General features: G+C 66.8%; 25 protein-coding genes. 8 read left to right on the top strand and 17 right to left on the bottom strand.

Annotated features, from left to right (window positions below):
• Positions 1 to 4: 4 nt before the first annotated feature.
• Positions 5 to 730, bottom strand: coding sequence for a GAF and ANTAR domain-containing protein (locus tag QM806_RS22850; RefSeq protein ID WP_052024113.1), 726 nt, complete (start codon positions 728 to 730; stop codon positions 5 to 7).
• A gap of 210 nt (positions 731 to 940) precedes the next feature.
• Here QM806_RS22850 and QM806_RS22845 point away from each other — a divergent pair, with 210 nt between their 5' ends.
• Both QM806_RS22845 and QM806_RS22840 read left to right on the top strand, forming a co-directional pair.
• Positions 941 to 2,263: an HNH endonuclease gene (locus tag QM806_RS22845; protein WP_283292953.1), complete on the top strand. Its 1,323-nt coding sequence runs from the start codon at positions 941 to 943 to the stop codon at positions 2,261 to 2,263.
• A gap of 115 nt (positions 2,264 to 2,378) precedes the next feature.
• Positions 2,379 to 4,106, top strand: coding sequence for a cutinase family protein (locus QM806_RS22840; protein ID WP_283292951.1), 1,728 nt, complete (start codon positions 2,379 to 2,381; stop codon positions 4,104 to 4,106).
• Between the two features lie 7 nt (positions 4,107 to 4,113).
• On the opposite strand, the gene QM806_RS22835 is transcribed toward QM806_RS22840, so the two are convergent.
• The 9 genes from QM806_RS22835 to QM806_RS22795 all read right to left on the bottom strand — a co-directional run bounded on the left by QM806_RS22835 (position 4,114) and on the right by QM806_RS22795 (position 7,566).
• Complete coding sequence (locus tag QM806_RS22835) at positions 4,114 to 4,446, bottom strand: mycothiol transferase (RefSeq protein ID WP_372448447.1); 333 nt, start codon at positions 4,444 to 4,446, stop codon at positions 4,114 to 4,116.
• Complete coding sequence (locus tag QM806_RS22830) at positions 4,442 to 4,765, bottom strand: hypothetical protein (RefSeq protein WP_005257258.1); 324 nt, start codon at positions 4,763 to 4,765, stop codon at positions 4,442 to 4,444. Before QM806_RS22830 ends, QM806_RS22835 begins: the two co-directional genes overlap by 5 nt.
• A 38-nt stretch (positions 4,766 to 4,803) precedes the next feature.
• Entirely contained in the window at positions 4,804 to 4,953 is a 150-nt protein-coding gene (locus tag QM806_RS22825) for a hypothetical protein (RefSeq protein WP_005257254.1), read from the bottom strand.
• A 14-nt stretch (positions 4,954 to 4,967) separates the two neighbouring features.
• Positions 4,968 to 5,204 (bottom strand): DUF3618 domain-containing protein, encoded by a 237-nt coding sequence (locus tag QM806_RS22820; RefSeq protein WP_005257253.1) that lies wholly within the window; start codon positions 5,202 to 5,204, stop codon positions 4,968 to 4,970.
• On the bottom strand, positions 5,201 to 5,641 hold the full coding sequence (locus tag QM806_RS22815; RefSeq protein WP_283292949.1) for a phage holin family protein: 441 nt from the start codon (positions 5,639 to 5,641) through the stop codon (positions 5,201 to 5,203). The genes QM806_RS22820 and QM806_RS22815 overlap by 4 nt, the downstream gene beginning before the upstream one ends.
• A 76-nt stretch (positions 5,642 to 5,717) precedes the next feature.
• Positions 5,718 to 6,245, bottom strand: a complete 528-nt coding sequence (locus tag QM806_RS22810) for a DUF6328 family protein (RefSeq protein WP_005570744.1) — start codon at positions 6,243 to 6,245, stop codon at positions 5,718 to 5,720.
• 123 nt (positions 6,246 to 6,368) lie between these two features.
• Positions 6,369 to 6,647 carry a GlsB/YeaQ/YmgE family stress response membrane protein gene (locus QM806_RS22805; protein WP_007298941.1) on the bottom strand — a complete coding sequence of 93 codons (279 nt, stop codon included), beginning with the start codon at positions 6,645 to 6,647 and terminating at the stop codon, positions 6,369 to 6,371.
• Between the two features lie 101 nt (positions 6,648 to 6,748).
• A complete protein-coding gene (gene mbp1, locus QM806_RS22800; protein ID WP_005570747.1) occupies positions 6,749 to 6,985 on the bottom strand; it encodes a microaggregate-binding protein 1 in 237 nt (78 codons plus the stop codon).
• A 41-nt stretch (positions 6,986 to 7,026) separates the two neighbouring features.
• The gene (locus QM806_RS22795; protein WP_005257247.1) at positions 7,027 to 7,566 is read right to left on the bottom strand and encodes a Dps family protein; all 540 of its coding nucleotides are present in this window, start codon (positions 7,564 to 7,566) and stop codon (positions 7,027 to 7,029) included.
• 479 nt (positions 7,567 to 8,045) lie between these two features.
• On the opposite strand from QM806_RS22795, the gene QM806_RS22790 reads away from it, so the two are divergent.
• The 3 genes from QM806_RS22790 (at position 8,046) to QM806_RS22780 (ending at position 9,666) form a co-directional block, all read left to right on the top strand.
• Positions 8,046 to 8,291 carry a cold-shock protein gene (locus tag QM806_RS22790; protein ID WP_005257245.1) on the top strand — a complete coding sequence of 82 codons (246 nt, stop codon included), beginning with the start codon at positions 8,046 to 8,048 and terminating at the stop codon, positions 8,289 to 8,291.
• A gap of 146 nt (positions 8,292 to 8,437) precedes the next feature.
• Entirely contained in the window at positions 8,438 to 8,869 is a 432-nt protein-coding gene (locus QM806_RS22785; protein ID WP_037203841.1) for an ATP-binding protein, read from the top strand.
• Entirely contained in the window at positions 8,869 to 9,666 is a 798-nt protein-coding gene (locus QM806_RS22780; RefSeq protein ID WP_005570755.1) for a SigB/SigF/SigG family RNA polymerase sigma factor, read from the top strand. The genes QM806_RS22785 and QM806_RS22780 overlap by 1 nt, the downstream gene beginning before the upstream one ends.
• A gap of 7 nt (positions 9,667 to 9,673) precedes the next feature.
• On the opposite strand, the gene QM806_RS22775 is transcribed toward QM806_RS22780, so the two are convergent.
• Positions 9,674 to 9,928, bottom strand: coding sequence for a hypothetical protein (locus QM806_RS22775; protein WP_007298937.1), 255 nt, complete (start codon positions 9,926 to 9,928; stop codon positions 9,674 to 9,676).
• Position 9,929: 1 nt separating this feature from the next.
• On the opposite strand from QM806_RS22775, the gene QM806_RS22770 reads away from it, so the two are divergent.
• The 3 genes from QM806_RS22770 to QM806_RS22760 all read left to right on the top strand — a co-directional run bounded on the left by QM806_RS22770 (position 9,930) and on the right by QM806_RS22760 (position 11,429).
• A complete protein-coding gene (locus tag QM806_RS22770; RefSeq protein WP_283292948.1) occupies positions 9,930 to 10,325 on the top strand; it encodes a hypothetical protein in 396 nt (131 codons plus the stop codon).
• Positions 10,322 to 10,573: a hypothetical protein gene (locus tag QM806_RS22765; RefSeq protein ID WP_245371796.1), complete on the top strand. Its 252-nt coding sequence runs from the start codon at positions 10,322 to 10,324 to the stop codon at positions 10,571 to 10,573. The genes QM806_RS22770 and QM806_RS22765 overlap by 4 nt, the downstream gene beginning before the upstream one ends.
• An 85-nt stretch (positions 10,574 to 10,658) precedes the next feature.
• Complete coding sequence (locus tag QM806_RS22760; RefSeq protein WP_005257216.1) at positions 10,659 to 11,429, top strand: GAF and ANTAR domain-containing protein; 771 nt, start codon at positions 10,659 to 10,661, stop codon at positions 11,427 to 11,429.
• 2 nt (positions 11,430 to 11,431) lie between these two features.
• On the opposite strand, the gene QM806_RS22755 is transcribed toward QM806_RS22760, so the two are convergent.
• Genes QM806_RS22755 through QM806_RS22730 form a run of 6 tightly spaced genes read right to left on the bottom strand, consistent with a single transcriptional unit; the run spans position 11,432 to position 17,374 of the window.
• A complete protein-coding gene (locus tag QM806_RS22755) occupies positions 11,432 to 12,256 on the bottom strand; it encodes a glycosyltransferase family 2 protein (protein ID WP_133983849.1) in 825 nt (274 codons plus the stop codon).
• Complete coding sequence (locus tag QM806_RS22750; RefSeq protein WP_283292945.1) at positions 12,253 to 13,257, bottom strand: glycosyltransferase; 1,005 nt, start codon at positions 13,255 to 13,257, stop codon at positions 12,253 to 12,255. Before QM806_RS22750 ends, QM806_RS22755 begins: the two co-directional genes overlap by 4 nt.
• Positions 13,254 to 14,381 carry a glycosyltransferase gene (locus QM806_RS22745; protein WP_283292943.1) on the bottom strand — a complete coding sequence of 376 codons (1,128 nt, stop codon included), beginning with the start codon at positions 14,379 to 14,381 and terminating at the stop codon, positions 13,254 to 13,256. The genes QM806_RS22750 and QM806_RS22745 overlap by 4 nt, the downstream gene beginning before the upstream one ends.
• Positions 14,363 to 15,430 carry a glycosyltransferase family protein gene (locus QM806_RS22740; protein WP_005570763.1) on the bottom strand — a complete coding sequence of 356 codons (1,068 nt, stop codon included), beginning with the start codon at positions 15,428 to 15,430 and terminating at the stop codon, positions 14,363 to 14,365. The genes QM806_RS22745 and QM806_RS22740 overlap by 19 nt, the downstream gene beginning before the upstream one ends.
• Positions 15,431 to 15,479: 49 nt before the next feature.
• A complete protein-coding gene (locus tag QM806_RS22735; protein WP_005570765.1) occupies positions 15,480 to 16,922 on the bottom strand; it encodes an alpha,alpha-trehalose-phosphate synthase (UDP-forming) in 1,443 nt (480 codons plus the stop codon).
• A complete protein-coding gene (locus QM806_RS22730) occupies positions 16,919 to 17,374 on the bottom strand; it encodes an STAS domain-containing protein (RefSeq protein WP_005257205.1) in 456 nt (151 codons plus the stop codon). The genes QM806_RS22735 and QM806_RS22730 overlap by 4 nt, the downstream gene beginning before the upstream one ends.
• Positions 17,375 to 17,664: the final 290 nt, after the last annotated feature.

Genomic DNA, 17,664 nt, shown 5'->3' with positions numbered 1-17,664 from the left:
CGTGTCAGTCGAACTTCGAATTGTGATGCGCGATGACTTCCCGTGCGACACCCGTGAGCTTGATGTTCATGTCCTGCGACGTCTTGCGAAGCAAGTCGAAGGCTCTACCCTCGGAGATGTCGTGGAAGGCCATCAACAATCCGATCGCTTTTCCGATCTCGCGGTTGCTGGCCAGGCCCTCACGCAGGGTCTGCGCTTCCTGGTGTTCGTGGAGCGCTGTCAGCGTCACCGCCGCGAACGCCGTGATCAGAATCGCCTGATCAATCGATTCGTCGGTGAATTCTCCTGGTTTGTCCGAGAACAAATTGAGTGCGCCGACCTTGCGGCCGCGGATCATCAGCCGGAACCCGGCAGCGCCCCGGACCGGGGTTTCGGCAGTTGCCCGACGGGCAAGGCGTGGCCACTGGGTCGAACGGGCCAGCTCGGCTTCGACCTGCGGTGCATCGTTCTCGATCGCATCGAGGCAGGGCCCTTCCTGCTCGGCTCGCTCGAGGGCGTCGACCCGGGCCGCGATGTCGTCGCTCGCGGCCACGGTGACGTGGCGATCGTTCTCCTTCAGCATGAGGCTGGCGTGGTCACACCCGGGTACCAGGGTGGCGGCGGCATCGCAGATGGCCTGGTAGACCTGAGCGAACTCGTCGCCGTTGTACACCATCTCGGCCAGCTTCGCGAAGACGGCGCTGGGTCCATCGTCTCCGGTATGCGTCATCTCCGAAGGATCATTCGGCATCGTTCGCCTCCCGAAGTGCACCAACGCGGCGTGAACCGGCGCCGCAGTTCTCGCGACGTCTGGTCAATTCTGCCAGAACGGTAACGACCCCTGGTGGGCCGAGGGTGGCCGGCATCGCGTGCGGTGAGGTCTTCCGTCCGAGTATTGCCACGCGTGCGGCGACTCGCTAGACTCGAACATGCATTCGAATGGCCTTGGGGGAGGTTGGTTGTGGGGGAATTGATGGCACCGGATCTGGACGAGTTGCGTGCGTTCACGGCGCGGCTGCGATGTGTCGAGGCGGGTGGGGACGCGGGGTTGGGCATCGAGTGGCTCGATGCGATCGAGGCGTTGAAGTCGGTCGGGTGTGCGGTGCAGGCGGTGACCGCCGACGGCGTCGCGACGAGTATCCGTGCGGACCGCAGGGCTCGGGGGTTGCCGCGGGCGGAGTGGGACCGGGGTATCGCCTCGCAGATTGCTTTGGCCCGCAGAGAGTCCCCGAACCGTGGCGGTCGGCATCTGGGGTTCGCGCAGGCTCTGGTGCACGAGATGCCGCACACCCTGGCCCTGTTGCGGACCGGGCGGTTGAACGAATGGCGGGCCACCCTGTTGGTGCGGGAAACAGCGTGCCTGTCGGCGGCCGATCGGGGCATCGTGGACCGCCGGTTGTGCTCGGATCCAGCCATTCTCGACGGTGTCGGCGACCGCGGTCTGATTGCACGCGCACAGGCGTTGGCGGTGGAACTCGACGCCGCATGCGTGGTGCGGCGGCATCGCAAGGCGGTGTCCGAGCGTCGGGTCACGACCCGCCCGGCGCCGGATTCGATGGCCTATCTGAGTGTGTTGATGCCGGTCGAGCAGGCCGTGTGTCTGCAGGCGACCCTGGGCCGGGATGCGGACAGTCTGATCGCGACCGGGGACAGTGGTGGTCGCACTCGCAATCAGCTGATGGTGGATCTGTTGTTCGAGCGCGGCACCGGAGCGTCAGTGGCGTCGGGTGTGCCGGTGGCGGTGAATCTGGTGCTCTCGGACGAGACGTTGCTGGCCGGCGGGCACGTGGCCGCGCAGCTCCACGGGTTCGGGCCGGTGCCGGCCGGTATCGCTCGGCGGCTGGTGGCCGACGCCGTCGACAGTGACACCGAGACGTCGCTGCGGCGGGTGTATTCGTGCCCGCAGTCGGGGGCGTTGACGGCGATGGAGTCGCAGTCGCGCACGTTCCCGAAGAGCCTGCGGAAGCTGATCGACCTCCGCGACCGCACGTGTCGTACGCCGTGGTGTGATGCGCCGATCCGGCATCACGATCACATCCGCTCCCGCCGACAGCACGGGGCGACCACCGCGCGAAACGGGTCCGGGCTGTGCGAGGCCTGCAACTACGCGAAGGAAGCACCAGGCTGGACGGCCCGACCGGTGCACAACCCCGGCCGCACCCACCTCATCGACCTCGGCACCCCGACCGGGCACCACTACCGATCTGCGGCCCCACCGCTCCCGACCGCGGCACGACAGTCGGAGGTCGAAACTGTTGTGAGCACACACCTCCGCGCCTCCTGAACGACACCTTCCGAGGCGGAGGTGTAACGCCGCTGATGCAATGTGCGACTTGTCTGTTAACGCGTTGACACCTACTCGGGTGTTCGACACGGGCTACGAACGGATGGGGTAGACCATGGAACGTCGCGTTTCGGCACGCAAGGTCGCGCATCGACGAAGGATCGCAGGCAGTCTGATCGCGCCCGGCGCGTTGGGGCTGGCGGCGCTGCTCGCGACACCGTGGTCGAACCCGGGTTCACCGGCCACGACGGCGACAGCCTTGACGGCGGCGGCCTCGGATGCGTGTTACGACATGGTCAGTATCGCCGTTGCCGGCCGCGGTGACACCCCACGCGAGGGGAACCGGATGCTCGTGGCGCCCGACGGCACACGCCTTCCCGCGTCGTACTCCAGCGACTACAGCAGCCCCTGGATCGACGAGGTGGTGAATGCGCCGCAGCAATCCGTCGGCGGAGGGTCCTACGCCGCGGTTTACATCGAGTATCCGGCCAACATGAATTCGTACGAGGACGCCGTGAACGCCGGCGTCGACAACACCGAAACGGTGATGCGGTCGATCCACGCGTCGTGTCCGGACACGAAGTTCTCGATCGTCGGCTACAGCGAGGGCGCCGATGTGGCACGGCGGGTTGCGATGGAGGTCGGCAACCAGGACGGCCAGGACGGCTCGTACGACATTCTCGATCCCGCGTCCGTTGTCGGTGTCGTCATCCTGGCGGATGCCGGCCGCAACCTCGGGGGAGGGCCATTTCCCGGTTCGGAGAACGAATTCCGCAATCCCGACGGCTTCGACCTTGCGTACCAGTCGGGGCAGGCGGGCACGTCCGGGCGGGGAGCATTGCCGGGCACGTCGGGCAGCTTCGGTGCCCTGGACGGGAAGGTGGCATCGTTCTGCTCGGAAGGCGACCTGACCTGCTCCGCACCCGAGAACATTGCGCTACTGCAACTCGTGATCAACGTGGGACGGCAGTTGAACGTCGACTCTCTGCAGAAGGACGGGCTGACCCCGGCGACAGGACAGGATCTTGCGGTGGTGCTCGGGCAGCTCGCCCTCGCCGCGTTCGCGGACATTCAGTCGCAAGACAATTGGATGCAATCCGATGAGACGTTCCTCGACGTCCTGGTCAAGGTGTCGGATCCTGCGTACAAGCTCGATGCCGCTGCGGCGCAAACGGACACGTCAGCTGGTCCCATCTCGTCGAATCAAGCGGTCGACCTGGTCTACCTGCCCGCGAAAGTGCGGAACGAGATCATCGGGTTCATCGCGGACAACCAGAACACGATCCAGGTGGCGATGAGCGACCCGTATCAGCAGACGCTGGGGGAGGGGACGGGCCATCACTTCGACTACTGGCGTGATGCGAACGCCGCCGGCGGGAAACCGCTGACGTCCGCCCAGTACGCTGCGGCCTGGTTGACGCACCTGGCGCAGGAAGCGGAAAAGGGCGAAGCGCGAGCGGCCGCTGCGGAACCGTCGACCGCGAAGCTCGCCGCTGCGTCCACGAAGGAAACGGAAGCGTCACAGGTCGCCCCCACCACCGACAGCGCGAAAAAGGCTCAGTTGGCGAGCAACCCGGTCGGCACGACCACGACGACCAGCAGTTCGCCGACACCGACGACGACGGTCGCGACGACTACGTCACCGGAACCCACGACAGTCGTCGAGGTAGCCGCAGAACCTGCGACCTCGGTGCCTCAGGCCGTCGCGGAAACAGCAGAAATAGCGGACACATCCGTGGTGACCACTACCGCGGCGGAACCCACTGCGACCACGGCATCGGAGTCACCGACGACCACCACGCCGGTCGTCACCACGACAACGGTTCCGCCGGCGGCCGGGTGACCCCTCGTCAGTGCTGCTCGGCTTCGCGTGCAGCACGTTGGAGGCGGGTCCGGTAGCTCTGCCACCACGTCCGGTCTTCTGCGGGCACGTTGGTGTTGTCGGGCCGAAGTCCGACCGTCGCGTCGAGCGGGAGAGTCCGGATGGTGTCGTCCGCGTGCGCCCATGCTGTGCGGTACTGCCCGACGATGTATTCGCGTGACTCGTCGGGGGTCGCCCACATGTCCATGTCTTCGGCGTCATCGGTCACCCACGGTGGGAATTGGACGGATCGGCCGAACGTATTCGGACAGCCCGTCCAGCTTGGAGGTAGCGGTGAAGGTCCACCTTCGGATCTGTCAATGTCCTTCCTGATCGGTCAGGTCCTTGCCTTCGAGGGCCTTGACGCGACGCCGTTCGAGGAGCACGAGCCCCGTGCCGAGCACGAGGCAGAGGACGCAGGCGATCCCACCGATCAGCGCCCAGCCCTCGAATCCGTACCCGGCCGCGACCAGCGTCAATCCGAGCACGGCGATTCCTGCGGCGATGAGGATGTATCCCGGCCAGTTCCGGCTGTCGGTGATCGCCTCACCGGCGTGATTGCGCATGGTGTGGGCATCGTCCTGCGGGTGGTGCTCGGAGTTCAACTCACGGCTGGGTCCGTTGTCCGGCTGATACGTCACTGCAGTCCTCCTGTGCTCGAGCGGTGATCTGAGTTTCATCAGTCGGTCTCGGTTTCGGCGTCGGCGGAGTCGTCCGCCAACTCGGGTGCGTTCTCTCTTGTCGCCATGCCGCCGTCCTTGCCGTGATCGGCGGGACCGGGACGGCCACCCTTGGGCTCGTCCGTCTCGCCGTGAGTGTCTTTGGTCATGATCACGCTCTCCTTCAGTGGCTGTGCCGACGGCGTTGTCGTACGGCGAGGTAGGCAACGACGAATGCGCTGACGAGTCCGGCCGCCACGGCACCGCGGGGTTGCTGCCGGATCCTGTCGAGTTCGTGACGCGCGCCGGCTTTCGCGCGTGCGGGCACGTCCACCTTGCGGTGTAGCGCATCCACAGTGGATGCGAGTGCGGCTCGCTGTTCGGCGACGGAAGGTTCCGGTTGCGGCTGTGGGTCGGTCATCGAAGACCTTCCTTCACGGTGTCGACGTCGGCGCGAACGCTGTCGGCCGTATGCTCGGGCACGGGCGGCAGCGCGTTCTTGGCGCGGCGGGCTCCGACCGCCGCGACGACACTGCCCACGATGATCAGCACGGCGGCCACGATCAACGCGGCCAGCCACGGATCGAGTGTCGTCGTCAGTGCCAGAATGGCGGTGGCGACGAGGGCCCCGAATCCGTACAGCAGCAGCACGCCTACTCCGGAGACACCTGCTCCGATCCCGAAGCGCGTTCCTTTGTCTTTCACTTCGGTGAGGGCGTGGGTCATCTCGGTCCGTACGAGTCCCGTTACCTGATCGGTGAGTCGTTCGACGAGTTGGACCGTCGACAGCTCGTCGAGATCGTGTGCAGCGCCGGGCGGTTGGACCCGCGGGGCATCGGCGCGATGGATATCGGTCATGTCCGTGCTCCTTCCTCGTCTCCGCTCCGCCTACCCGGGAGCGTTCCGGGCGAAACAGAATGGTCTTCCGCCGTGCTCACCGGTCTGCGGAGTCGCCGTCGGTCGAGCGATGCCGCGACTGCAGGATCGCAGCGAATCCCCACAGTCCGCAGAACATGGCGAAGGCCACCGCGGCGGCGAGGGCTCCGACGAGGGGCGAGATCACGAAGCTGAAGATCAACGCCACCACACCGATCAGCGCCAGCGCGAGGGTGGCGATGCCGCAGATCGCGAGGCGATGCGAGGCAAAGACGAGATCCGGGAGCGCGTGCCGGCGGAAGAGCATGCGGTGCAGGCCGGCAGGGGCCACCAGAAGCATGGTCGACGTCACCGACAGTGCGACGGTCGCCAGATAGATGGCGACCTCGCTGTTCGAGAGGTCCTCGAAACGCTGCTGGAACGGCAACGTCAACAGGAAGCCGGTGAGCAGTTGCACGCCGGTCTGCACGACACGCAGTTCCTGCAGAAGGCCACTCCAGTTCCGGTCGAGCCGTTGAGTCTCGGTCTCGTGCCGGGCGCGGAAGTTCCAGTTCGCATCGTCGCGATCCAGTCCTCGACTGTCCATCCCTCTGGAGTACCCCATCACCGGCGGTGAGGGCACTATTTCGCGGGGAATACGGGGAGAGAGCCACAGAACCGGGTCTGCCCATCGTGCGATGGGCAGACCCGGTTCCGGAGTACGGGCCGACTAGCGTCGACCGGCCGTGCTTCGTCCGGTGACGAGCTTGACCAGGAACAGGAGTATCACCGCGCCGAGTAGGCAGGTGAAGAAGCTGAACCAGAGACCGCCACCTTCGACGTCGGTGCCGAAGAGGCTGAGGATGAAGCCGCCGAGGAGGCCGCCGATGATTCCGACGACGATGTTGAGGATGATTCCCATCTGAGCGTCGGTCTTCATGATCTTGCTGCCGATCCACCCGGCGAGGCCGCCGATGATGATCCAGCCCAGAATTCCCAGTCCTAGCACGTATCAGTCCTTTCGGGGGGGGAGTGGTGACCGGCGCCGGCCGATTCCACTCGGAGAAGAGACGCTCGGTGCGGGCCGATCGTGATCCGGCCCGCACCGTCTCACTGTTCGGCGCGCTGGCGTGCTTCCTGCGCTTCGGCCTTGCCTCGGGCCTTCTCCGCTTCGGCTTCCTTTGCGGCGGCCTCGCGTTGGGCGGCCGCCTTGTCCTGCTGCGCCTTGCCCTCGCGGGTGAGATCGTCCTGACCGGACACCGCACCCGCGGCTTCCTTCGCTTTACCCTTGACGTCTTCGACGACGCCCTTCACGGCCTCGGCCGGACCGCTGTTGTTCTCAGCCATGTTCGTCACCTTTCGGTTGTGGACGGGAGATTCGGCAGTACTCACCGCGCTTGCGCGGCTGCCTGCTTCTCGGAGTGCGCGCCGTTGTTGGACAGGCTGCCCCCGGAGTTCTCGAGGTGGGCGCGGACGAACCACTGGAACTTCTCGAGTTCGCCGGTCTGCCCGATGAGAAGATCTTCGGTGATCGGGTCGAGATCGCCCGTCTCGGAGATCGCCTTGCGGTTGTCTTCGACGACACCGCTGTAGACCAGGTCGAGGGCTCCGAGGTGCGCCTGTGCCGTATCGCGCTTCACCGAGTAGTCGTCCCAGGTGCGGTCGCGGGCGATGGCGGCCGGGGTTCCGTCGGGCGACTTCCCCAGCGCGGCGATGCGTTCGGCGACGGCGTCCGCGTAGCCGCGCACCAGTTCGACCTGCGGGTCGATCATCTCGTGCACGCCGATGAAATTCGGACCAACCACATTCCAGTGAATGTGCTTGAGCGTCAGATGCAGATCGTTGTAAGCGCTGAGCCGCTTCTGAAGTATGTCGGCGACTCGCGCGCCTTGATCGTCGGAAAGACCTGGCACGGTGAACTTCGACATTCTCGGTCCTCTCTTTCGCTACATACCTGCCTGCGGAACTTCGAGGCTTCGGTGCCCCGTCGGTTGCTCGGGAGGCGGGGCGCCAGTTGAACTCACCGCGTACCCGTGGTGAGCAGTCTCGAATCACCAGCACCTGCCTCGCCGCAACCCCGCGCTCGCGTCGACCAACGTTTCTGATTCGACTGCTGAAGTTCCGACCACTCGACCGTACTACAAAATCTATGTCGGGCAAATCAGATCTTCTGCGGTGTTCGGAGAGGATGCGCTGGGCCCGGCAGATCTCGATTGTGCATAGGCTCCGCCCGAATCGCCCCGTACCCGCAAGAGAGGCATTATTTTCGGTCTGATTCGACCAGGGGTCGACCGTGCATACGCCGAGGAGGAGCAATGCTCAACGTGGCTCTGCTTGTGGTTCTGCTCGTTGCGAGTCTGTGGGGCGGAGCTGCCCTCCACGGCCTGGCCGATCGAAGGGCGGAACGATGAGCGCCGGGCACACACTGCCTGCCGGGCAGTCGGAGGCACTGCGCACGGGCACGGTGCGCTGGTTCAACGCCGAACAGGGCTTCGGTTTCCTCGCTCCGGCCGACGGATCCGACGACATCTTCGTGCACGTCTCCGAAATCGCCGGAGACGGTCACCGCATTCTCGAGGAAGGGCAGCGCGTCAGCTTCACCGTCTGCCGCACCGAGACCGGCAACCAGGCGCGCGACGTCCGGGTCGCCTGAGCCCTCCGAATCGAGTCCGTCGAACCGGCAAGTCGGGACGCATTTCGGCCCAGCTCGCACTTTCGTTCGCCGACGGGTTGAGGGTCGCGGCAGCTGGGTACGCTGCCGAGAGTCGCAGAAACCGACGACACAGACGTGGAGTGCAGATGGCCGAGGTCGACGAGGTTAGACGAATGAAAACGAGATCCGGTGTGCCCGTGGAACTTCGTGTGGCGGCGGAGTTCGAACAGTTGCCTGTGGTGCGCGCCGTCGCGGAAACTCTCGCCGTGCTGGGAGACTTCACGCTCGACGACGTGGCCGATATCAAACTTGCCGTGGACGAAGTGTGTTCGGAACTGATCGCGGCTGCGCCGGGAAGCGCCGAACTGACATGTTCGTTCGCCGTCACGGAGACGGGGTTGCACGTGACGATCAGTGCACCCCTCACCCGAGGTGGAGTGCCCAACCGGGAGAGCTTCGGCTGGCACGTGCTCGAGACGTTGATGAATGCGGTTTCGGTATCGGCGGGACCCGTCGGCAACGGGTCCGTCGAACGGACCGTGGCGGTGGAACTGGTCAAATACCGGGGCACCATCTAGTGTCTCCGGTTTCGGAACGCGGCGAAGGGCACCGTCCCGGCAGAGACGACTACAAGGACGTGGCGCCCGCGGTTGCGCGCCTGCGAGCTTTGGACGCGTCGTCCGGGGACGCATCCGTCCTGCGCGACGAGGTCATCACACGTTGCCTTCCCCTCGCCGATCACATCGCCCGCCGATTCGGTGGGCGCGGCGAGGCGCACGAGGATCTGCTGCAGGTCGCCCGGCTCGGGCTGGTCAAGGCCGTCGACCGCTTCGATCCGGACCGCGGCTTCGACTTCGTGTCCTACGCGGTGCCCACGATCATGGGGGAGGTTCGCCGGTACTTCCGTGACACCGGCTGGTCGATGCGAGTGCCCCGGCGCATGCAGGAACTCCACGCATTGATCACCAAGGCCGTCGACGAGCTGTCGCAGGAACTGGGACGGTCGCCCTCGGCCAGTGAGATCGCCGCCGAACTCGAACTCGACGTCCGGGAAGTGTCCGAGGGCCTGCTCGCGAAGAATGCCTACCAAACCTTGTCGATGGATGCGGCCATGGGTGATGATCCCGACGACCTTCCCCTCGCCGAGACTCTCGGTGAGGAGGACCCGGAGCTCGCGAACGTGGAAAGTCACGCCGCCGTGCGGCCGGCGTTGGAGAAACTTCCGCCGCTCGAACGCCGTGTGCTGATGTTGCGGTTCTTCGGATCGATGACCCAGACGGAAATCGCCCAGCGCGTGGGCGTCTCGCAGATGCAGGTCTCGAGGATCCTGGCGCGCACCCTGTCCGGGCTGCGGGAGCAGTTGGGCGGCGGCTGACCACGCGTCACCCACCCAAACCCGCGACAGTCGATTCGAGCGACGCGGCGTGGAACTCCAGATCGCTCTGCGAGCAGTCGCGGTCTTTCGGGAGCTGCTCGCGCAACTCGTCCCGGGTCACGATGACCAGGGACTGATGCTCGTCGCCCAGCTCACCCGAATCGACGATGGTGGGGGCGCCGCTCTGCAGGATCAGGGCGGGATCCGGCAGTGGCGAATCGAGAAGTGTCTGCAGGTGGGTCGCGGTCACGTGGGTGTTCATAGTGCCCGGCATACCCGGACATACCGCGTTCGAACCCCGCCGGTTGATGCTGCCGCGAGTCGGGCACCCGGCAGTCGTCGTCGCACGAAGGGAGAGAAGGCTGCTGCACATCACCGCGCTCCGGCGCCTGCGCTCGTGGGCGTACGGCGGTTCCGATCAGCCGGCGATGCTCGGCGACCGCATCCTGGCGGTCGCGGTGGGCGCCGGAACCGGTGGACGGCCCGATCGTTGGGCCGAACGGTCGGCGCAGGTGCGGGTGCAACTGGACGACGCCCTGGACGCCGTGGCCTGGACGGCGGAGAGCGCGCGCGCCAACGTGCGACGCGCCGCCGGTCCGGTCGCCGCCGGAAGGAGGTGGGGACAGGCGGTCGTTTCGTGGAGGCTCTGGCAGAGGTGATCCGATCCGAAGTCGCCTTCGCCGACAGCCGCGACGCTCACGTCGCCGCCTGCCGGACGGCGGAGGAACGGCTCGGCCACTTCGAGGATGCAGTGTCCTACCACAGCGGTCTGACCCGGGGTTCGTCGATGAGCGCCGGAAGCATCCTCCGGCCGTCCGCTGCAGCGCTGAGCTTGCTGACCGGGGAATCTCCCGGCTCGCCGTCCGGGACGGGATCGGTGGACGAGGACGGTCCCGGGGTCGAGTAAAGTCTTCTCGACGGTAGAGACAACTGCTGCGTTCGTTCAGTGGGTGTCCTGTCGGTTACACCCGGAATTTGAGGTGTATCCGAGAATGGCCGAGACTGTGGGTGAGCACCCTGAGTCGATGTCCCCCGATCTCGACAGCGCGACGATCGCTGCCCAATTGGGCTCCTTGGCAACCGCGTTGGACGAGTTCAATCGCAATTCCGGGTCGCAGGTGGAGATGAGCCTGCTACTGCAGCGGGTCTGCGAACAGGTGGTGGACGCGATCGCCGACGCCGACATGGCCGGGATATCGCTGCTGCGCGACGGGCGGGTAGTGACCGTCGCGTACACGGACGAGGCGATCCGTGAGATCGACATCGAGAACTTCCAGGCCATCGACGGCGACTACTTCGGTGTCGCAGGAACACGGAAGGTCGTCAAGGCCCGGCTCGGGGAGGCCGCGGCCCGGTGGCCGTCGGTCGCGGACAATCTCGACCAGGCCGGTATGCGCAGCTTCCTGTCCGCGCCGCTCGCCGTCGACGAGGCCCTCGCCGGCACCCTCAACATCTACGGGCAGGGGGATCACGGGTTCAGCGAACTCGACGCGGTGGTGCTGCTCGTCTACACGACGGCGATCGAGGGTTTGCTGAGAAGCGCCCGCAGCGTGGAGCTGGCCCGGAACGAAGTCTCGGGCCTCACGAGGGCCATGAAGTCCCGCGCGGTCATCGAGCAGGCCAAGGGCATCGTGATGGCGCTGCGGGGCGTTTCCGCGGACCAGGCGTTCGAGATCCTCGTCGCGCAGTCGCAGCAGGAACACATCAAGTTGGCGGAGGTGGCGCGTCGCATCGTCGAATCGGTGACGACGAATCCCGAGTGAGGTCATGTCCTCACCCACGTATGGAGGTCGCGGTCGTACTCGATCAGACCGCCGGCTTCGAACGCGTTCAGCCAGCCCCGCATCGGCCACCGCCCCCAGCGGCGGTGGAAGGTGCGGGCGTTGGCGAGGATGTCGCGCAGGTGCTCGACGGGCGGATCGGACACCGGATGATGCTGGTGGAACGAGTCGGCTCCGCCCACCCATCTCAGACCGACGCCCGCGGCGCGGGCGGTCTGCGCGAAGTCGGTGTCCTCCCCGCCGTAGCCGGAGTAGTCGGTGCAGAACCCGCCGACATGCTGCCAGGTCGCGCGGCCGACCGCGAAGGACAGTGACCAGAACAGATCGAAATCGGTTCCCGCCGTCACGGACCCGTTCGGCGGCGCGGGGCGCGCGGGGTGCGGGGATCGCATCTGGTCGAGCCCGTCGAGGTCGTATCCTCCGGGACCGGGCGGCGGAAGGTACGTCACGGGGCCGCACAGCAGGGCCGACCGATTGCCCGGTTGCTCGGCCGCCGACACGTAGCGGCCCAGAAGCTCCTCGGAGGCCATGCAGTCCACGTCCAGGAACACCAGCAGATCGGCGCCGCCGGCGAGCGCGGCCGCCGCGCCGATGTTGCGTGCGGCCGCCAGTGGCAGTGGTCCCTCGTCATGGTCCAACCAGATTCCCCGCGCGTGTCCATGTTCGGAGACGGCGTCCATCGTCCGCGGGTCACCCATCGCGACGACGACGTGGTCGTCGCAGGCGCGCCGGCTCCGTCCGAGGGAACGCAGCTGCATCCGCAGGTGACGGTCCCGGTGCGCGGCGATCGTCACGACCGCGACCCTCATGTCACCGATTCCGCCCGTTTCGCGAGACTGTCGATGACTGCCGCTGCACGGGTGGCGGCGCCCGCGGTCTGCCAGCGCACCCAGCGTTCGCCGCCGAGGGCGAGTGCCCGGTCGAGGAGGGCCGGCCACCGGTTCAGCTCCGGCCACTGCGGTACCGTCACGGCCAGTCCTCCGCGGGCGAGTGCGTCCGCTGTGGCCTCCTGTTCGCCGAACGGCCGCGGCTGGGCGATGACGATCGCAGGGCGGCGCGCGGCGGCGATCTCGGCGACGGAGTTCTGGCCGGCATCGGAGACGACGACATCGGCACCGCACAGCTCCGGCCACGGGTCGTTCACCCACGGTGCCCCGGGAACCCCGAGCGCCTGCCATCGGTATCCGCGGTGACGGTGTGCACATCGACGGACGTCGGCGAGCGTCGCCGCTGTGCCCCCGGCACCGCTGAGAACGAGTATCCGCGGGCGGGCCGAGTCGGGGCCGCCGGCGGGTGCGCGGCCGTCGAACCGGCTGATTCCTCCGACGAAGGTGGTTTTGTGCGCGAATTCCCGCAACCACTCCGGGTCGTACATTGCCTGCGGCCATGCGGCGACGATGTGGTCGGCCAGCCGGTAGCCGAGGTGATGGGCTGGATCTGTGCGTTCGCCGGGCATCGCGATCACCACCACGGGCACGCCCAGCAACCGAACGAACGCCGCCACCTCCACCGATACGTCGACGACGAGCAGGCTGGGGTGGGTCTCGTCGACCCACGACGCTATGCGGGACATGCGAGTCCGCAGCCCGACGTCGTGCACGGGTGCCCAGTGCAGAGCATCGTCGGCGGTGGGGTTCTCGGGGGAGGAACCACGGTCGTCGCGCGCCAGTGAGACGCTGTCGGCGAACGGGGCGCCGGGAGTGATCGGCGCCGAGGACAGCGCGGTGACGGGCGTGTCCAGAGCCGCACAGATACTCGACGCGCGCATCCGATGCCCAGACCCGTGGTGATGGATGTAGTAGCCGATCACGACGCCTCCCGCCGCTCGCCGTCGGCGCGGACACGGTTCGCCGCGAGCCGACGGTAGATGCTCACGTAGGCATCCACCATGCGGCGTTCGGAGCAGTGCGCCCGGGCGTGCGCTCGCACCGCCCCACGCGGTAACGCGACGACCTGCGGTATCGCGTCGGCGAGAGCGTCGACGTCGTCGGACGGGACGAGGCGACCACAGTCGGCGGACACCACCTCGGGGATACCGCCGCGCGCGAACGCGGCGACGGGTGTGCCGCAGGCGAGCGCCTCGGCCACCACCAGCCCGTAGGGTTCGTCCCACAGTGGAGTGATCACGGCCGCCGCCGCACGACCGATCGCTGTCGCCAACTCGGGCTGGGTGAGGTGCCCCAGATAGGTCACGTCGGCACCCAGCAGGGGTGCGATCGTGCTCTCGAAGTAGGCAGGATCGCTGATGGGTCCGGCGAGATGGATCGCGAAGCCCGCGCGGCGCGCCGCCGCGACCGCGACGTGCGCACCCTTCTCGGGTACCAGTCGGCCGAACCAGATGAGGTCCGTGCCGCCGGCCCCTTCGGGCCAGCCATCGACGTCGACACCGTTCGGCACGACATCGATACGCTCGACGGTGTGACTCCACGCTGCCGCGGTGTGCCTGCTCACGGCCACGAAATTTGCGTCAGTGCCGGCCCGGACGGCGAGAGCTGATTCGAGCCACGGAGTGGGCGGTGTGTGCAAGGTCGACAGCACCGGTATCGGAACCGCGGGGGCCATGGCTACGGGAAGGTAATGCAGGCTGTGGTTGTGCACCACGTCGAACGACCCCGCCAGCGGCCCGGCGAGATCGAGCATCAACCGCAGGTACGCATGGTGCTCCCGCAGGAAGTCCATCGGTGGCATGGACACGTCCCGCTGGGCGGCGACACTCGTCGCCAAGGTCTCCACCGTCAGGTGCGCGCAACCGAGGCCCGGATCGGATCCTGGTCCGGCGAAGAGACTGACCCGATGCCCGTCGGCGCACAGGCTTCGCGCCAGATGCCAGACGTGCGATTCGAGGCCGCCGGGGAACGGTTGCCGGATGGGGTGCCGACTCGAGGCGATCAGGGCGATGCGGAGCGCATCGCCGTTCACGGCAGTGCACGCCACGACAGCGCTCTTTCGTACAGGTCGTGGTGTGCACGCGCGAGGAGGCGCCGCTGTGTTGCGCGCGCGTCCCACGTCGCCCGGGCCGTCTCGGACCCGTACAGGGTGCGGATGGCTCGATCGAGCGAGGTCGCGTCGAAGGATTCCTCGTCGAATCCGTAAGTGGCGCAGTCCTGTTGCTGCGAGTAGAAGCCGCACGTCGGCGCAGCCACCGCGGTGCCGAGGTCGTGGCACGCCTCGAGCCATCCGGAGTGGGTGCCGAAGCGGTACGGCAGCACCGAGATCGACAGCGACGACAGATAGTCCCACAACTGGTCGTCGGAGAAATACGGGTGGACACGCACCTCGACGCAGTCGGCATCTCGGTACTGCAGTAGTCGCGCCGCCGCGTCCGGCGCGTACCAGTAATTGCCCGGTTCGAAGATCTCGTCATGGACGTCGATCTGCAGACGCGCTCCAGGTAGCCCGGAGACGGTCCGGGCCAGGGTGTCCAGTACCGGGAACGGATCCATGTTCGCGCGAAGGCTCTTGACGTGGACGCCGACCACGAACTCGTCCGAGTCCGGGCGGGGACGCTCGATCAGAGGCCGCTCCACGACGTGCGGGTGGTCGAGAACGGTCGCGATGCGGGCCCAGTTCGCGTCGACAACCGCGGCCGCGCCGTCGGTGAGGGTGACCAGTTCGGTGGCGGCAGGCACCAGTACGTCCAGGATCTCGAGGTGCGGCTCGGGGTCCGGGTGGTGCGGATTGCGGAGGTCGTGCACCGTGTACACCAGCGGCTTTCCGCGGACGGACAGTTCGTGGACGATGTCTTTCATCTCGGCCGGATCGATGGCGTCGAACCCGAAATGAATATGGAACACGTCGAAGTCGCGATGGTGGCGGCTGATCCATCCCGGATCCAGCATGAGCGGCGGCCACCATCCGCCGGGGACCTTGCGACCGTCCGCCGGGACCGGATCGGGGAGACGCACGACGTCGCCGCCTCCGTCCGGGTCGGCCAGATGACGAACGTAGACGTGTGACTCCGGGACGGAGGCAACGCGAATCATGGGTACTCCTTCGGCCTCTGCCGAGATACGACGGGGGTAGTGCGACTGATCAGTCGCCGGCGACCGGAGACAGCGCGCCGAGGAACGACTGCGCCCAGCGGTGCACGTCATGGTCGAGCACCTGGCGGTGCAGCCGCGACATGCGGCGCCGTCCCTGCTCCCGGTCCGGGTCGAGGGCGGCCATGATCGTGTTCTTCACTCCGTCGAGGTCGTGCGGGTTCACCAGGTAGGCGCCCCGGAGTTCGGCGGCGGCACCGGCGAACTCGCTGAGCACCAGCGCCCCACCCAGATCCGCTCGACAGGCGACGTACTCCTTCGCGACGAGGTTCATCCCGTCACGCATCGGGGTGACCAGCATGACGTCGGCGGCCAGGAACAGCGCGATCAGCTCGCTGCGATCGACCGGCTGATAGAGGTAGTGCACGACCGGCCGGCCGATCTGACCGTGATCACCGTTGATGTGGCTGACCTGCTCCTCGATGGAACTGCGCATCTTCATGTAGTGCTCGACGCGTTCACGGCTCGGGGTGGCGAGCTGCACCATCACGGTGTCGGACGGATCGAGTCGGCCCTCGTCGAGCAGTTCACCGAGCGCCGAGAGCCGCAGGTCGATGCCCTTCGTGTAGTCGAGTCGGTCGACTCCGAGGAGGATCTTGCGGGGGTTCCCGAGCTCGCGGCGGATCTCGGCGGCCCGTTCGACGATGGCGGGATCGGTGGCCTGTTCGACCAGTTGCCGCGAGTCGACGGAAATGGGGAACGCTCCGACCTGCACGACCCGGTCGTCGAGTGTCACCCGGCCGAGTGCGCTGCGCACGCCGACGCCTGCGGTGGTGGTGTCGAGTCCCAGTAGCCTGCGCGCCAGGAACAGGAAATTGTTGGCGCCGCCGGGCAGGTGGAAGCCGATGAGATCGGCGCCGAGCAGCCCCTCCACGATCTCCTTGCGCCACGGCAACTGCATGAACAGTTCGACGGGCGGGAAGGGGATGTGGAGGAAGAACCCGATGGTCAGGTCGGGGCGCATCTCCCGCAGCAGACGGGGCACCAGCTGCAGCTGGTAGTCCTGCACCCACACGGTTGCGCCCTCGGCCGCGGTGCGCGCGGTCTCCTCGGCGAAGTGGCGATTCACGTCCAGGTACGAGTGCCACCAGTCCCGGTCGAAGACCGGCGCCACCAGCACGTCGTGGTACAGCGGCCACAGCGTCGCGTTCGAGAATCCTTCGTAGTACAGCGAGACCTCGGCCGAGCTCAGCTCCACCGGGTACAGGTCGATCCCGCCGGAGACGATCGGTTCGACCTTCGTGTCGGGCACACCGGGCCAGCCCACCCAGGAACCGCGTTCCCGGTCGTGAAGGATCGGTTCCAGGGCTGTGACGAGGCCTCCCGGGCTCCGCTTCCAGCGTGTCGTCCCGTCGTCGAGTGTCTCCATGTCCACGGGCAGTCGGTTGGCGACCACCACGAAGTCGGACGTGCCGTACGGAGCAGTGTCTTTCACGCCGAGCGCCCACCCTGGTGAATTGCCTCGGTGACCAGCCGGAAGGCGTCCTCGAGGTCGGCGCCGAAGGGGATCTGTGCAGCCATGTGCATTGCCGTCAACGGCCTGCGGAGAGCGGTGTTGCCGGTCACCGCCCACGGCACGGCGAGCCTGCGGGCGCGACCGGCCATGATGTCGAGTATCGGTAGGGCAGACGCGCAGAAGAACTGCACGTCCGTGAGGTCGAGCACGAACGGAAGTCGTTCGTTGATCGCCTCGTCGAGGTGGTTCCCGAAGGTGTGGAGGGTGGTGACGTCGATGTCACCGGATATCCGGACGACGAGAATTCCGCCGGCACCGGGCGCACTGACGACGGAGAGCCGCCCGTGCTCGGGCTCGACGGCCCAGCTGAACAGCGTCGAATTGTCGGCAGGGTCGGAGCGTGTCGGCAGCGCACTGAGAACCGATTTCATGTCGTTTCCTCACGATCGAGCGACGTAGGAGACAGGCACGAAATAAGGCGCGTGAACCGTGCCCGTCCATTGCGGCTGGGGGCTCAACCGTGCAGGACTCTGACGTTACCCCATGGTGTCAATTACGGGGACGCGTTTCTCACCCCACCATCACCGCCGATGTCGCGCCGTTCGCGTTTTCGGTAGTCCCACTGCACTTCTCGACGGCGCGTCCGGAGGCACAGCGGGAGCCCGGCGTAGCTTTTCCGCGGAGTGGGTAACCGGTACGGATGGAAATCATCGCCATCGTG

It is taken from the genome of Rhodococcus sp. IEGM 1351 (genome assembly GCF_030056875.1).
Taxonomy (GTDB): Bacteria; Actinomycetota; Actinomycetes; order Mycobacteriales; family Mycobacteriaceae; genus Rhodococcus_F; species Rhodococcus_F opacus.
Note: the sequence above shows the minus strand (reverse complement) of the source record. Positions and strands in the feature narration are given on the sequence as shown.

Excerpts from the sequence above, each read along its gene's own strand:
- QM806_RS22850 (WP_052024113.1), bottom strand. The coding sequence starts at position 730 with ATGCCGAATGATCCTTCGGAGATGACGCATACCGGAGACGATGGACCC.
- QM806_RS22840 (WP_283292951.1), top strand. The coding sequence starts at position 2,379 with ATGGAACGTCGCGTTTCGGCACGCAAGGTCGCGCATCGACGAAGGATC.
- QM806_RS22825 (WP_005257254.1), bottom strand. The coding sequence starts at position 4,953 with ATGACCAAAGACACTCACGGCGAGACGGACGAGCCCAAGGGTGGCCGT.
- QM806_RS22820 (WP_005257253.1), bottom strand. The coding sequence starts at position 5,204 with ATGACCGACCCACAGCCGCAACCGGAACCTTCCGTCGCCGAACAGCGA.
- QM806_RS22815 (WP_283292949.1), bottom strand. The coding sequence starts at position 5,641 with ATGACCGATATCCATCGCGCCGATGCCCCGCGGGTCCAACCGCCCGGC.
- QM806_RS22810 (WP_005570744.1), bottom strand. The coding sequence starts at position 6,245 with ATGGACAGTCGAGGACTGGATCGCGACGATGCGAACTGGAACTTCCGC.
- mbp1 (WP_005570747.1), bottom strand. The coding sequence starts at position 6,985 with ATGGCTGAGAACAACAGCGGTCCGGCCGAGGCCGTGAAGGGCGTCGTC.
- QM806_RS22795 (WP_005257247.1), bottom strand. The coding sequence starts at position 7,566 with ATGTCGAAGTTCACCGTGCCAGGTCTTTCCGACGATCAAGGCGCGCGA.
- QM806_RS22790 (WP_005257245.1), top strand. The coding sequence starts at position 8,046 with ATGAGCGCCGGGCACACACTGCCTGCCGGGCAGTCGGAGGCACTGCGC.
- QM806_RS22785 (WP_037203841.1), top strand. The coding sequence starts at position 8,438 with ATGGCCGAGGTCGACGAGGTTAGACGAATGAAAACGAGATCCGGTGTG.
- QM806_RS22775 (WP_007298937.1), bottom strand. The coding sequence starts at position 9,928 with ATGAACACCCACGTGACCGCGACCCACCTGCAGACACTTCTCGATTCG.
- QM806_RS22760 (WP_005257216.1), top strand. The coding sequence starts at position 10,659 with ATGGCCGAGACTGTGGGTGAGCACCCTGAGTCGATGTCCCCCGATCTC.
- QM806_RS22755 (WP_133983849.1), bottom strand. The coding sequence starts at position 12,256 with ATGAGGGTCGCGGTCGTGACGATCGCCGCGCACCGGGACCGTCACCTG.
- QM806_RS22740 (WP_005570763.1), bottom strand. The coding sequence starts at position 15,430 with ATGATTCGCGTTGCCTCCGTCCCGGAGTCACACGTCTACGTTCGTCAT.
- QM806_RS22730 (WP_005257205.1), bottom strand. The coding sequence starts at position 17,374 with ATGAAATCGGTTCTCAGTGCGCTGCCGACACGCTCCGACCCTGCCGAC.